Raw genomic sequence first — 13,547 nt, 5'->3', positions numbered from 1 at the left:
AACTTATTGAGATTTTTGGCTTTTAGCTCAATATTTATGCGAGAAATAGCGAGCAGGTATCTGATAAAGGGGCGGGCAGCCCTGCTTTACACTGCCCGCCACCCTGTTATTCGGGGGTATCCGCCAGCACAAACATGCCATACGGGTGGATTTGCAGATAATAGCTGTCGCCAGGGGCTGGTTGCAGTTGTGTGGCGTTCACTTGTAGCAGCAATGATTGCCCATGCCAATCCACCAGAACTTCATATTGCGGCCCCATATAGGCCACTTTATTGATGATGCATCGCTGGCTCGGTTCGCCCTGCTGGCTTAGGGTGATGGCCTCTGGCCGCACGCCCACTGTGGCGTGCTGGTGTTCGGCGGCAAATCCTAGCGGGCGCGGGATGTGGTAACCCAATATCTCAACACTGTCACTGTTGATTCGCGCCGGAAAGACGTTGGCATCCCCCATAAAACTGGCCATAAAGTGGGAAGCTGGCTGGCGGTACAGTGTTTGTGGCGCGCCAATTTGCATGATTTTGCCTTTATTCATCACCAAAACAGTATCAGAGACGGCAAAAGCTTCACTTTGGTCATGGGTGACATATAGCGAGGTGATATTAAACTGTTGCTGCAATTCGCGGATTTTATCGCGCATACTGCGGCGCAAGTTGGCATCCAGATTACTCAGTGGTTCGTCAAACAGCAGCACTTTGGGCTTGAGGATCAACGCCCGCGCCAGTGCCACCCGCTGTTGTTGCCCTCCAGAGATCTGGTCGACAAAACGGTCAGCAAAGCCCTCTAAATCCACCAACGCCAATGCTTCCTGCACCCGCTCACGAATTTCATCTTTCGGTCGCCCGAGCATTTTCAGGCCATAGCCAATGTTCTCCCCCAGTGACATATGGGGGAATAGGGCGTAGGACTGAAACACCATGCAGATATCCCGCTGCTGGATAGATCTGTCGGTGACATCTTCACCGTCGATAAAAATCTGACCGCCGGAGGGTTTCTCTAATCCAGCGACCAGCCGCAGAACCGTGGTTTTGCCGCAACCGGATGGCCCGAGCAGGGTGACCATCTCGCCTTTCGGGATAGCCAGATTTAAGTCGTCAATCACGGTATTGCTGCCAAAACGTTTGGTGACGTGCTTGAGTTCGACAAAATGTTTTTTATCAAAAGCGGTATCGGTATTAGACATAATATTTGGCCTTATCAGTACGTCATTATTCAGCATTGCTGGCTTTCGAGCGGGCAATACGCGCCTCGCCAACCAGATAATCGAACAGGAAGATGATGGCGAGCATCACCACTATCAGGATGGAACCATAGGCAATTGCGATCCCATACTCCCCATCTTCCACGCGGTTAAGGATGTAAGAGGTGGCGACGCGGGTATCCGGTGTGACCAGAAAGACGATGGCACTGACGGTGGTCATGGCGCGGACAAAGCTGTAAATCAGCGCGGATAAAATCGCCGGACGTAGCAAGGGCAGCAAAATATAGATAACGGTGCGTAGTGAACCGGCCCGCAAGCTCAGTGATGCCTCATCCAGCGACTTATCCAACTGCCCCAGTCCGGCAATCCCGGCACGTATTCCCACCGGCACATTGCGCATCACCATGGAGATAATGACAATGGCGGCGGTTCCGGTCAGATAGACCGGCGCGCTGTTAAAGGCCAGAATATAGGAGACGCCCGCGACGGTGCCCGGGACGGCGAAGCAGAGCATGGTGCTGAATTCGATGGTTTTTTTACCACGGAACTGTTGGCGCACCACGATATAGGCGATCAACAGGCCGAAGGCGGCCGTGATTGGCGCGGCAATACCGGCATAGAGTAGGGTATCTAGCAGCGAAGGCCATGCGCCGTCACTGAAACCTTGCCCAAATAGCTGATTAAAGTTATTTAGCGTCAGGGTGTAGTCGACCCCCCAGTTGACGGTAAAACTGCCGTAGAAAATGCTGCCGTACAGCAACAGGTTAAAGGCAATCCACACATACAACATGGCGGTGGTGCCCCACACCAGTGATACCGGCAGTGGCTGAACATCGCCACGGGAGGATTTGCCGGAGATAGTGACGTAGGAGCGCTTACCTATCCACATATACTGGATGCAGAAGATGAACAGCGAGAACATCAGCAGAATGACACCCAGTGTGGAGGCCGCCGGATAATCGAGTTGTGCGCCGGTGATATAGAAGTAAATTTGCGTGGCGAGCACGTCAAAGTTCCCCCCCAGTACCAGCGGGTTACTGAAGTCAGCCAGGGATTGCACAATAACAATCAAAAATGAGTTAGCTAGCGCAGGTTTTAGCAGTGGCAGGAACACCTGCATAAAGGTCTGCCAACGGCTGGCGCGCAAGGTGTAGGAGGCCTCCTCCAGTGACGGGTGGATGGTTTTAATCGCGCCGTCGAGGATCATAAATGACATCGGCGTAAAAGCCAGAACCTGTGCCAGCCAGATGCCGGTAAAGCCATATAGCCAGTTGGTATTGGTCAGCCCGAACCAGGTGACCATCAACTCGGTCACGTAGCCGGAGCGGCCCATCATCAGGGTGACACCCAATCCGACCACAAAGGGCGGGGTGACAATCGGTAAAATCGAGAAAATTCGCCCCAGCAGCGCCGAGCGTTTGGCTATGCGGGTGGTGTAAATCGCCAGCACCATGCCGAAGAAAGTACAACCGATGCCGACCGCAACCGACAGCAGGAACGAGTTCCAGATCACCTGCAGGATATGCGCCTGCCCGAGGATCGCCATAAATTGCCATGGCGCAAAAGCCCCGCTCTCATCGGTAAAAATCGGGATGAAAATCGCGATGCTAGGGAACAGGATAAAGACGGTAATCAGGGCAATAATGGTCACCAGTGAGCCGAGGACAAAACGATCCCCCCCCAGCCACTCAAGGCGAGCCAGTGCCAACGTAATGATGGCGCCCAAGGCGATAAACAGCCCAATGGTGGCAAAGCCTAGCCCGCGTCCTAGCCAGGCGGAGGTCACCACCACGAACAGGGCGCAGAATAGCGCATAACCGGCATCAAAATAGTGGCGGCTACGCTGCTCACGGCCCGCCGGTGACAGAGGGCGCAAGAGTAGCAGTAGCGGCAGGGCAAACCACAAGGTGCTGATGTTCAGCCCAGACCAACCATAAGCGGCCAGTAGCTCCGCGCGGCTGGCCTCAAGCAGGCCGTAATCCAGACTGAATGCAGGTAACAAGGCAAATGCAGCCACGGCGAAAGCCAGCCAATAGAAGATGGCATCCCGTGTCTGCGGGAGCCGCAGGGCGTGTGTCATGGTATTCCCCTGAGATAACCTTCGTCATTGACGTTGCAGCCCTATTTGCGGCGGCAAGCCAATGACGAGGTTAGAGAGATAAGCGATAAATTAGTTATATGCGTCGGAATTTATAGTGGGCTGCTATTGCCCCATCTTGACGTCATTAACCCACTTGGTGATCAGCTTCTTGCGCATCTCGGTCGCACCATAGGTGTCCATGTCGTAGTCAATCAGCTTTAGATCATCGAGTTTGAGTGAGTTAGGTGAGGTCGCGGCGGTGGTATTGGTCAGAATCTGGTAGGACTGGCCCTTCTGCCACGCCAACTCTTGTGCCTCTTTTGACAGCACCCAATCAACGAATAACTTCGCGTTATCCAGATTACGCGCGCCTTTTAGAATGCTGACGCCGCCGATCTCATAGCCGGAACCCTCACATGGCGAGATCAGTTTCAGCGGTGCGCCTTTCTCTTTTTCCAGCGAATAGTCGTGCAGGAAACCAATGCCGATAGTGGTTTCACCACGGGCGGCGTTACGGGCCGGAGCAATACCCGACTTGGTATATTGCGACACGTTGGCATTCAGTTTTTTCAGATAATCGAAGGCCGCATCTTCGCCCCACAGCTGCGAGAAGGTGGCCAACGCGGTGTAGGCGGTGCCGGAGCTTTGTGGATCGGCAATCTGGATTTCACCTTTGTAGGCCGGATTGGTCAGGTCTTTCCAACATTTTGGCTCTGGCAGCCCTTTCTCTTTCAGGCGGTCGGTATTCACGCCTATGCCCAGAATGCCAATGTAGACCGCCGAGGAGTAGTTGCCTTTGCGTTTTGCCGGGTCACGGAATTGCGGCATGATCTGAGACAGATTAGGGGACTGGTAAGGGTAGAGCAGATCCATTTCACCGGCCTGGGATTGTGGGTCCAGTGTACCGCCATACCAGACATCCGCCTGCGGGTTCTTTTTCTCGGCATCCACTTTGGCCAGTGTGCTGCCAGAGCCATTACGGATAAAACTGGTTTTGACATCATATTTTTCGCCAAACGCTTTAGCTTCTTCTTCACACATGGCATTGGTGGCGCTGCAATAGATAACCAACCGGCCTTCGGCCTTGGCGACGGTAGCAAAGGCGCTCAGTGCGAGGCCCGCAGCAACGAGTACAGTGAGTGGTGCAAGTTTCATAACATTATCCTTTTTATTCCCTGATGGCCCGAATCCGGGTGCAAACAGAGCTGTTGTTGTAGGAGAGGTATTATTTGACGTACTTTTACTCTTTATCCGTCGGGACAACGCGCTTTCCCGTCGGTTCAAACCCTAATCGATTGATACCGGTCATCAACAGCGGCATCAATAACAAACCGACACAGGCCGATGCTAGTGTTAGCAAGGCGAAAAATCCGGGCCAGCCATAATGTTGCAGCACCTGCGCCAGTGGCCATCCGGCTAGTGCGGCACCGAGGTAGGCAAACAAACCGAGAAATCCAGTGACCGTCCCTGCGGCGTCTTTATGGGTGTACTCCGTTGCTGCCAGACCAATTAGCATTTGTGGCCCAAAGACAAAAAAACCGATACTGAAAAAGGTCACTGACAGCAGTGGATAGTTATGCACCGGAGCTAGCCACAGCGCGGTCATGGTCAGAAACAGCCCGAGTGCGAATAACAAAATCATCGGCGCCCGCTGCCCGCGAAACAGCAGATCCGACCCCCAACCGGCAAACAGTGCGCCACATAATCCCCCCAACTCAAACAGCGACAAGGTGGCGTTGGCACTGAGCAAATTCACCCCATGGCTCTCTGCCAGCCAGATATTGCCCCAGTCGTTGAGGGCGATGCGAATCAGATAGACCAGCACATAAGAGACGCCGAGCAACCAGATAGTGCGGTTGCGCAAAATCGCATCGCGAAAAATTTGCCCCATCGGCATCGGCGGGCTTTGCTGCTCCTGCCACTGATCCTGCGGGTCGCGCCGCCATTGGCCGATAGTCGGCAAACCTTGCTGCTGCGGCTTATCGCACAATTGCCAGCACAGCCAAATACCTAATACGATACCGATTGCGCCCGGCACCAGTAGCGCGGCCTGCCAACCATATTGCGAGGCCAGAAACGCCGAGAGCAGCGGCACCGCCGCACCGCCAATGCTGATGGAGGTATTCCAGCAGCCCCACCAGGTGCCACGTTCATTGCGTGAATACCAAGTGCTCAGCAATTTGGCACACGGTGGCCAGCCCCACCCCTGAAAGAAACCATTTAATGTCCAGACCACCAAGAGGGCGGGCAGGGTGTGGCACAGGGTAAACACCACATTTAGCACCCCGGTCATCATCAAGCCGATACCCATAATCCAGCGGGCTTGCGTGCGGTCACTGACGATCCCCGAGACAAATTTAGAGCCGCCGTAAGCCAGATAAAACAGTGTGCCCAGCAAGCCGATATCCCCTTTATCCAGCCCCAATTCCAACTGCATCACCGGCATGGCGTAGTTGACACTTTTGCGTGTCAGATAAAAGGCGGCGTAACCCATCACCATGGCGGCCATCAGGCGCGGTCGCCAGTAGCGGTAACGCGCATTCACCTGTTCCGGCGTCAAAGGTTCAGGGGGTAAACTCTTCGCCGACAAAAATGATGCAGCCATGAATTTCTCCGGTTATTGGGTTGAGTGTAAGAACGGTAAACGAGAAAGAGATGAGACAAGATGTTAGACGGCTAGGAATAATGCTTAGTTATGACGGTTTTTGATCTGGTTCTGTGGGCAGGCTCACAGAATCGCTGGTGCGGACCTGCGTGGGTAGGTTCACCACCACCCGCGTCCCTAAACGGCGTAGCAGTAACCAGTCACCGCCCAGCGCGCGCACCCGCTCCTCAATACCGCGCAACCCCAGCCCTCCGCCTTGCGGTTGCACCGAAATGCCCATGCCATCATCGCGCACATCCAGCGTGATGATGTTGTCGGTGAGGCGCAGGCTAACCTGAATATTGCGCGCGTTGGCATGTTTATTAATGTTATTGAGCAACTCCTGCACCAGCCGGTACAGGGTAAACACCACCGCATCTTCACCGGGGGTCGGCGGCAGTGCATAGTCGAGCTGGAAATCGATCCCTTGCTCGGCAAAGGCAAACTCTTCCGCCAGATGACGTAGCGCTTCATCCAGCGGCATCTCATCTAGCACCGGCGGGCGCAATTGGCGTAGTAGCTGGCGGGTGGTTTGATGGATTCGCTGCGATAAGTTGCTGATCTGATTGGCCGCAGATTGCGCCGCCGGTGTAGGCGCACTACGATTAACCAGCATCGCCTGAATTTGGATGGCGGTGATGTTCTGACCAATCTCATCATGTAGCTCACGGGCAATCTCTTTGCGCACATCCTCTTCGGTATGCACCAAGCGCGCCATCAGCTTGCGGCGGGTTTGCAGCTCTTGCTCCAACTGATTGCGATAGCGGTGTAGGCGCTGCGCCAGTTGCTGCTGGCGGCTAATGGCGATCCCCAGAGTCAGCCCCAATAGTGCTTGGGTCGAGAGGAAAAGTTCCAGTTCGGCTAAATCATGAAATGCGCCGCTGGCTTGCCGAGTGACAGTGATCATCAGGCTACCTAATACCGCCGCCAATACCCCACCTTGCCAGCCAAATTTGTACGCCATAAACACATTGGGCAGAAAGACGAAAATCAGCAACAGGCGCTCCATATTGGGAGCAATCGCCACCTGCACGCAAACCAAAATGGCAAAGATCAGTGAGCACCAAATCAGCAGTGAGGTGCGCAACGGCGGATCAGGGATCTGCTGGGAGAATAGATTGCGAATATGCTGCTGTTTTAAGTATTCATAGATCAGGTAGGTGAACGGCACCAGCAGAATACCGCCGGTAAAGGTGGCGAGTAGCGCCTGAGTGACAGGTAAGGGCCGCCATAAACTCAATACCGCGCCATGCAGCAGGCTGTTCCCCGCCACTGCGGTTAGCAGCAACAGCAGCCGTTGCCAATACAGGGTGTAGTGATGCCAGAAGCGTTGGGTCAGCCAGGCGGGCAGTAAACTGAGGAGCGGCGACAGCAGGAGAAGCGCGGAGGTCTGTAGTTGTTCACTGTATAGCCACCACATGCCGCTGCACTCCGCCAGCAGTAGCACCGGCCAATAGCGCCGTGGCAGCAGAATCATCAGCGCCAATCGCAGCCCTTGCGGCAGCAATAAAATGGCGTGTAAGCCATCATCGCTCAGATAAAAACTGATGGTCCATAAGGCCAGCCAACTCAATGAGAAGAAGATGACCAAAAACAGTGATAGCCCCATTGACCGCAGTTGCCACATCTCAGTTACCTGCTAACAGCTGATGTTGCAGCGCAAAATGCACTAACTCGACCGTGGTCTCACACTGGAGCTTGCCCAGAATATTCGCCCGATGCACATGCACGGTTTTGTGGCTGAGCCGCAGCTGCTCGGCAATGGATTTGACACTTATCCCGTTGATCAATAACTGGAAAATTTCTTTCTCGCGCGGTGTTAGCACTGCCAGTTGTTGCGGCTGTTGTGGCATATGGCGGAGCGCCCGCAGCGCATCGGAGCAGAGATAGAGGCCCCCGCCATTGACGGTTCGCAGCGCTTGCACTAGCTCATCCGGGCCGCAGCGTTTGGTGAGATAACCACTGGCACCGGCATCCATCGCGCTTTGCACAAAGGCGGTGGTGTCGTAAATACTCAGAATAATGGCGCGAAAATGGGGCATTTTTTGGCGCAGGCGCTTGAGCAGACTTAGCCCGCTTTCGTCCGGCATCGAAATATCCATCACCGCAACATGGACATCAATGTTGGGCAAATTGGCCCACGCCTCAGCCGCCGATCCATACTCGCCAATAATGCGAATATCTTTTTCCAGTGATAACAACTGGGCAAACCCTGAGCGGACGACAGTATGGTCATCTATCAATGCAACATTAATCATGATTTTTCATTCTTGTGGAGCAGATAGATGCATGATGCTGATCAATCATTAGCTGAGCAATAATTGTTATCAGAAATGTTGGAGGCTTAACATATGCAAGATAAATCTGATGAGGAAATAGCCAATTATTGCTATAAAATGCCGCGCTCCACCGGTGGTGGCGCGCGGAGTGGGTCTACGCCGATTTCCTGCTGCGGTAGATGCGCTGTGGGCGGCCGACTTTGCCATAAATGATCTCGGCCTGTAGCGCTTGGTTGGTGGCGCAGAACTCCAAATAACGCCGAGCGGTGGTGCGGCTTAATCCGAGCACTTGCGCGACATTTTCCGCAGTGTACTCAACGGCATTATCACTAAATAGCATTTGGATTTTATCTAGCGTCATCTGGTCGATACCCAATGGCAGTGTCACTTTTTGCTCGCCACGGGCATAGGTATTGTACATCTCATCGATCTGGCGCTGATTGACCTTGGTGCCGTCCTGCAACACCTGATGGCGGTGGCTGTATCGCGCCAATGATTGCTCCAGGCGCTCGTAGGCCACCGGCTTAATCAGGTAATCAAACACCCCATAGCGGATAGCTTCCGACACGGTTTCACTGTCGCTGGCTGCGGTGACGAAGATAATGCCGCCGGCGAAGCCCTGTAAGGTCATTTCACGTAATAATTCCAACCCACTACCATCGGGCAGATAGTTATCTAACAGAATCAAATCGGGCTTAAAGCGGGCCACCATACTGCGGGCTTGCTGCAAATTACCCGCCAGCCAGACTTCATGGCAATAGCTGCTCTGTTTAATAAATTCTGCATGCATCTCTGCCAGCGGTGTTTCGTCTTCTACCACTAAAATATTAAGCCATTCCATGGGATCTCCCCGTCTTTGAGATCAATGCGTCTTCGGAATAAAGACTGTAAATAGGCTGCCACATGGCGGATTTTCTTCTATCGTAATGGTGCCGCCACTTTGCTGAACATAGGTCGCCACCAGATAGAGACCAATACCGTGTTCATCGGAGTTTTTAGAGCTGACACCCCGTTCAAATAGGTTATCTTGCCATTGTGGCTCGATACCGCATCCGTGGTCAGCCACCTCCAGAATCAAATCGTCACCCTCATCGGACAGGTAGATCTCAATCTGCTTATCACTGTGCGGATTTTTCAAGCTGGCCTCAAAGGCGTTATCCAGTAAATTCCCGATGATGGCGGCCAGTTCATTCTCGCCAATAGTCGGGGGGAGGTTGCTCAACTGACAACCGGGAACAAAGTTCAAATTCAGCCCTAACTCCCTGGCGCGGTGATATTTACCAAACAGTAACGCGGCAATCTGCCGGTTATTGAACGCTGTACGTAGCATATCAATTAGCGCCTGATGGGAGGAAGATTCGGTTTTCACCATCTCCAGCGCCCGATCAAACTCTTTCATCTGCAGTAGCCCGCTCATGGTTGACATCCAGTTCAGGTGCTCGTGGCGGACAGTGCGCAGATTCTCGACATATTGCTGAATCTGGCTGAGCTGAGCACTGAGGGTATGAATATCATCCTGACTACGAAAACTCACCACCCAGCCTTGAAACACCCCCTCTTCCGACCAGATCCCGGCCCGATTGGCAATGGTATTTAAGCCATTAAAGGTGCAAAGCTCATCCTGGCGGTTATCGCCAGTTTGATCGAGGAAGAAGTGGTCTGGCGAGACCACCTCACTGACTTTACAACCAATCAACTGCTGTGGCGTGGCGGAGATGCGCAGCATTTTACGCGCATTTTGATTGATTGCAGTGATCTTCCCCTCAGGATCAACCGCCAGTAGCCCTTCAAATACCGCCCCGAACAGCGCCTCTTGCTGGCGTAGCACCCGTGCTATCTCTTTCGGCTCCATCCCCATCATTTGGCGGCGGATATGGTGGGCAAACAGCCATGACAGCAATAGCAACAGCGCCAGCACGATAATAAATGAGTGGGTGAGGGGCAGTAGGTAGATGAGCCGCCAGTGATCGATTTTACTGATCAGGTAACCGAGGGAGACTACCCCAATGATTTTCCCCTGCTCATCGCGGATCGGGGTTTTGGCCCGCATGGCTTCGCCCATCGAACCTTTACCAAAAATAATGTAGCTCTCGCCCCTCTCCAGTGCGCCGGGTTTGGTCCACTGCATCGGGTAGCCGATCATCTGCGGATTAGGATGATAAAGACGAATGGATTGGGTATCGCCGATCACCAGATAGTCAAGGTCTGAGGTGTTGCCCAATCGGCTGACAATCTGCGCCAACTGCTCTTTATCGCGATGTTTAACCGCACTCACCACTGAATCCATCGACGCGATAATTTTGGCCTGATTCATTGCAGTTTTACTGACTTGATCCAGCAGATATTGCTCAAAGTTGTGACTGAGGAAGCGATCTAGCGCACCGACAAGCAGAATCGAGACGGTAAGTAGCAGGAGAAATATCCGCAGCGGGAAGGCCATATTCTTCAACCGACTCCAGATGCGACCGCGCCATTTTAATTTACCTACTGGGGAATGACTCGGCACACTACTCACCTTAATTAACATATATCTTTCGTATTTGACGTTACAGGGGGGTTAGCGGCGTGCATTCACCCGAATCAGTTACTTGAGTAAATGATTCGGGGTTCGTTTGCTTGCAGCCTACCTGCCACGCCAAAAACTTTGGATACTAAAAACACTGGCGCTAACATAAGTCAATTTAGGTAATAATTAAATAGCTAAGAGAAATAAAAATATATATTAATAATTAAGAAAATTAAAACCATTAAATAACTTATATTTACTATCTTATATGTGAAATAGGTCAATTAATCACGCTATTTTTATGTTTAGCATGTGCTCGTCAATTAATTCTAATTAAAAACAGACTGGAGTTATCTTATTTCACATTGTTATTTTTATGTGAATTCTTTATTTGAAGAGTGAATATTAAGTTATTTAATCCCAAGTATTTAACTTGTCACTTATTTGTTATGTAAACGTTATGGCAGAGAGTCAATTATGGATGTGGTATTTAGCCGAATTAATCGTTCAGAGCATCAGCAGATTGCAGAAATAACCCGCTTCTTGCGTGTTAACGATCTGAATATAGATACCACTGTCGACGTATTTATTACCGTCAGTCGCAATGAAAAATTGGTGGCCTGCGGTGGCATTGCGGGCAATATTATCAAGTGCGTGGCCATCAGTGAGGAGGTTAGGGGAGAGGGCCTGGTGCTGACACTAGCAACCGAGCTGGTCAACTTAGCTTATGAACGCCACCACAGCCATCTGTTTATCTATACCAAAACGAAAAATGAGAGCCTATTTAAAGATTGTGGCTTTTATCCGATAGCGAATGTACCTGGCATTGTGGTGCTAATGGAAAATAGCGCCTGCCGTTTGCAGCGCTATGCCAGGCAATTAAGCCAATTACGTCAGCCAGGGCAAAAAATTGGCAGCATCGTGATGAATGCCAACCCATTTACCCGTGGACATCAATATTTAGTGCGCCAAGCTGCGGCGCAGTGTGATTGGTTACATCTGTTTTTAGTGAAAGAAGATAATTCACGTTTTCCTTATAGCGACCGGCTGCAATTAGTGCTCGATGGCACACAAGATATTGCTAATCTCACGGTACACCCCGGTTCGGAATATATGATCTCCCGCGCCACATTCCCCTGTTATTTTATTAAAGACCAAGGTGTGGCGGATGACTGCTATACCGAAATCGATCTGAAAATATTCCGCCAATATTTAGTGCCGGCGCTGGGCGTGACTCACCGCTTTGTGGGAACAGAGCCATTTTGTACCGTGACCGCCAAATATAACCACGATATGGGTTACTGGCTGGAAACACCGGCATTGCCATCTCCCCCGATCTCACTGGTGGAGATTGAGCGCCTTAAATATCACAACACCGCCATTTCCGCCTCTTGGGTGCGCAAATTATTAGCGCAGGGAGACGCTGACACTATTCGCAAACTGGTTCCGCCTGCCACCTGCCACTACTTACAGCGACTGCTAGCCCAGCGCGGGCAAAAGGCGGCCAGTAGTGAGAAAAGCGCCTTGCCCGCAAAGAATCCAGCCCTGTTTTAGTCGATTGATATGGGTCGATAAAGCAGGGCGCAAAGATAGGTACTGATACGTCAGTCAGAAGCCACTGAATTTGAAGATAAGTTAATCAGGTGAAACATGAAAATTATCAGAGAGGCCGTCGCCGGAACACTGGAGTCGAGCGACGTCATGGTGCGTATCGCGCCATTAAATCCACCGGAAATAGACCTGCAAATTCACAGCAGTGTGGATAAACAGTTTGGTGAGGCCATTCGCTACAGCGTCCTGGCGTTACTGGAGCAGCATCAAGTCACTGGGGTGCAACTGATTATTGATGATAAAGGCGCACTGGATTGCGTTTTGCAGGCACGACTTGAAACCGCGCTACTCAGGGCCTGCGATGAAAAAATTCTGCCATGGAGAGCGCAGTGATGAAAACTGAAATGAAAAATAGAATGCGCCGCAGCATGTTGTTCGTCCCCGGCGCCAATGCCGCCATGGTGAGTAACGCCTTTATTTATCAGGCAGATGCGCTGATGTTTGATCTGGAAGACTCGGTTATCCTGCGCGAAAAAGATGCCGCCCGCCGCTTGGTTTATCACGCCTTACAACACCCGCTTTATCAAGATGTGGAAACCATTGTGCGGGTCAATGCGTTGGACTCCGCTTATGGGCTGGCGGATTTGGAGGCGGTGGTGCGCGGTGGGGCCGATATCGTGCGCTTGCCGAAAACCGATAGCGCGAAAGATGTGGAGGATATGGCGCGGGAGATCAGCCGTATCGAGTTGGAGTGTGGTCGCGAAGTGGGTAGCACGGGCCTGTTGGCAGCCATTGAGTCAGCGCAGGGGATCACACAGGCGCTGGCCATTGCCCAGGCATCTGAGCGGCTGATGGGGATAGCCCTCGGGGCGGAGGATTATGTCCGCAACTTGCGCACCGAGCGCTCAGCAGAAGGCATTGAACTGCTGTTTGCGCGCTGTTCAATTTTACAGGCCGCCCGCGCGGTGGGGATTCAGGCTTTCGACACCGTCTATTCCGATGCCAATAACGAGGCCGGTTTCTTGCAGGAAGCGGCGCTGATCAAGCAGTTGGGTTTTGATGGCAAATCGCTGATTAACCCACGGCAAATCGAACTGTTACACAACCTCTATGCCCCGACCGAAAAAGAAGTTCGCCATGCGCAGGCGGTGGTCGATGCCGCCACGGCAGCGGAAGCCGAAGGGCGCGGGGTGGTCTCCCTGAACGGCAAGATGGTGGATAGCCCGGTGATTGAGCGGGCGCGGTTGGTTTTGCAACGTGCAGTCAGCGGTTTGCGTGAGGAATAGAAG

The 13,547-nt window shown here is 52.4% G+C and carries 11 protein-coding genes; 3 read left to right on the top strand and 8 right to left on the bottom strand.

Annotation, left to right across the window (positions count from 1 at the left end):
* Positions 1-106: 106 nt before the first annotated feature.
* From fbpC to dpiB, 8 genes are all read right to left on the bottom strand, one after another.
* The gene (gene fbpC, locus FFE93_RS13240; RefSeq protein WP_005279905.1) at positions 107-1,180 is read right to left on the bottom strand and encodes a ferric ABC transporter ATP-binding protein; all 1,074 of its coding nucleotides are present in this window, start codon (positions 1,178-1,180) and stop codon (positions 107-109) included.
* A gap of 25 nt (positions 1,181-1,205) precedes the next feature.
* A complete protein-coding gene (locus tag FFE93_RS13235; RefSeq protein WP_005279903.1) occupies positions 1,206-3,278 on the bottom strand; it encodes an ABC transporter permease in 2,073 nt (690 codons plus the stop codon).
* 123 nt (positions 3,279-3,401) lie between these two features.
* Complete coding sequence (locus FFE93_RS13230) at positions 3,402-4,433, bottom strand: ABC transporter substrate-binding protein (protein WP_049599099.1); 1,032 nt, start codon at positions 4,431-4,433, stop codon at positions 3,402-3,404.
* Between the two features lie 85 nt (positions 4,434-4,518).
* The gene (gene uhpC / locus FFE93_RS13225) at positions 4,519-5,883 is read right to left on the bottom strand and encodes an MFS transporter family glucose-6-phosphate receptor UhpC (RefSeq protein WP_005279148.1); all 1,365 of its coding nucleotides are present in this window, start codon (positions 5,881-5,883) and stop codon (positions 4,519-4,521) included.
* A gap of 88 nt (positions 5,884-5,971) precedes the next feature.
* Entirely contained in the window at positions 5,972-7,549 is a 1,578-nt protein-coding gene (locus FFE93_RS13220) for an MASE1 domain-containing protein (RefSeq protein ID WP_005279146.1), read from the bottom strand.
* 1 nt (position 7,550) lies between these two features.
* Positions 7,551-8,180: a response regulator transcription factor gene (locus FFE93_RS13215; RefSeq protein WP_138775330.1), complete on the bottom strand. Its 630-nt coding sequence runs from the start codon at positions 8,178-8,180 to the stop codon at positions 7,551-7,553.
* 175 nt (positions 8,181-8,355) lie between these two features.
* The gene (dpiA, locus tag FFE93_RS13210) at positions 8,356-9,042 is read right to left on the bottom strand and encodes a two-component response regulator DpiA (protein WP_049599092.1); all 687 of its coding nucleotides are present in this window, start codon (positions 9,040-9,042) and stop codon (positions 8,356-8,358) included.
* Positions 9,043-9,063: 21 nt separating this feature from the next.
* Complete coding sequence (gene dpiB, locus FFE93_RS13205; protein ID WP_072188395.1) at positions 9,064-10,728, bottom strand: sensor histidine kinase DpiB; 1,665 nt, start codon at positions 10,726-10,728, stop codon at positions 9,064-9,066.
* A 456-nt stretch (positions 10,729-11,184) separates the two neighbouring features.
* On the opposite strand from dpiB, the gene citC reads away from it, so the two are divergent.
* From citC to FFE93_RS13190, 3 genes are all read left to right on the top strand, one after another.
* Positions 11,185-12,261 (top strand): [citrate (pro-3S)-lyase] ligase, encoded by a 1,077-nt coding sequence (gene citC, locus FFE93_RS13200; protein ID WP_138775329.1) that lies wholly within the window; start codon positions 11,185-11,187, stop codon positions 12,259-12,261.
* A 96-nt stretch (positions 12,262-12,357) separates the two neighbouring features.
* Entirely contained in the window at positions 12,358-12,651 is a 294-nt protein-coding gene (gene citD, locus FFE93_RS13195) for a citrate lyase acyl carrier protein (RefSeq protein ID WP_032898964.1), read from the top strand.
* The gene (locus FFE93_RS13190; protein ID WP_049599083.1) at positions 12,651-13,544 is read left to right on the top strand and encodes an aldolase/citrate lyase family protein; all 894 of its coding nucleotides are present in this window, start codon (positions 12,651-12,653) and stop codon (positions 13,542-13,544) included. Before citD ends, FFE93_RS13190 begins: the two co-directional genes overlap by 1 nt.
* Positions 13,545-13,547 lie beyond the last annotated feature (3 nt).

Source organism: Yersinia sp. KBS0713 (genome assembly GCF_005937895.2).
GTDB lineage: Bacteria > Pseudomonadota > Gammaproteobacteria > Enterobacterales > Enterobacteriaceae > Yersinia > Yersinia bercovieri.
The sequence above is the reverse complement of the archived record's forward strand: the minus strand, read 5'-3'. Positions and strand labels throughout refer to the sequence as shown.

Bases quoted from the DNA above. Each gene is read 5' to 3' on its own strand.
- FFE93_RS13220 (WP_005279146.1), bottom strand. From the start codon at position 7,549: ATGTGGCAACTGCGGTCAATGGGGCTATCACTGTTTTTGGTCATCTTC.
- dpiA (WP_049599092.1), bottom strand. From the start codon at position 9,042: ATGGAATGGCTTAATATTTTAGTGGTAGAAGACGAAACACCGCTGGCA.
- citC (WP_138775329.1), top strand. From the start codon at position 11,185: ATGGATGTGGTATTTAGCCGAATTAATCGTTCAGAGCATCAGCAGATT.
- citD (WP_032898964.1), top strand. From the start codon at position 12,358: ATGAAAATTATCAGAGAGGCCGTCGCCGGAACACTGGAGTCGAGCGAC.
- FFE93_RS13190 (WP_049599083.1), top strand. From the start codon at position 12,651: ATGAAAACTGAAATGAAAAATAGAATGCGCCGCAGCATGTTGTTCGTC.
- fbpC (WP_005279905.1), bottom strand. From the start codon at position 1,180: ATGTCTAATACCGATACCGCTTTTGATAAAAAACATTTTGTCGAACTC.
- dpiB (WP_072188395.1), bottom strand. From the start codon at position 10,728: ATGTTAATTAAGGTGAGTAGTGTGCCGAGTCATTCCCCAGTAGGTAAA.
- FFE93_RS13215 (WP_138775330.1), bottom strand. From the start codon at position 8,180: ATGATTAATGTTGCATTGATAGATGACCATACTGTCGTCCGCTCAGGG.
- FFE93_RS13235 (WP_005279903.1), bottom strand. From the start codon at position 3,278: ATGACACACGCCCTGCGGCTCCCGCAGACACGGGATGCCATCTTCTAT.
- FFE93_RS13230 (WP_049599099.1), bottom strand. From the start codon at position 4,433: ATGAAACTTGCACCACTCACTGTACTCGTTGCTGCGGGCCTCGCACTG.
- uhpC (WP_005279148.1), bottom strand. From the start codon at position 5,883: ATGGCTGCATCATTTTTGTCGGCGAAGAGTTTACCCCCTGAACCTTTG.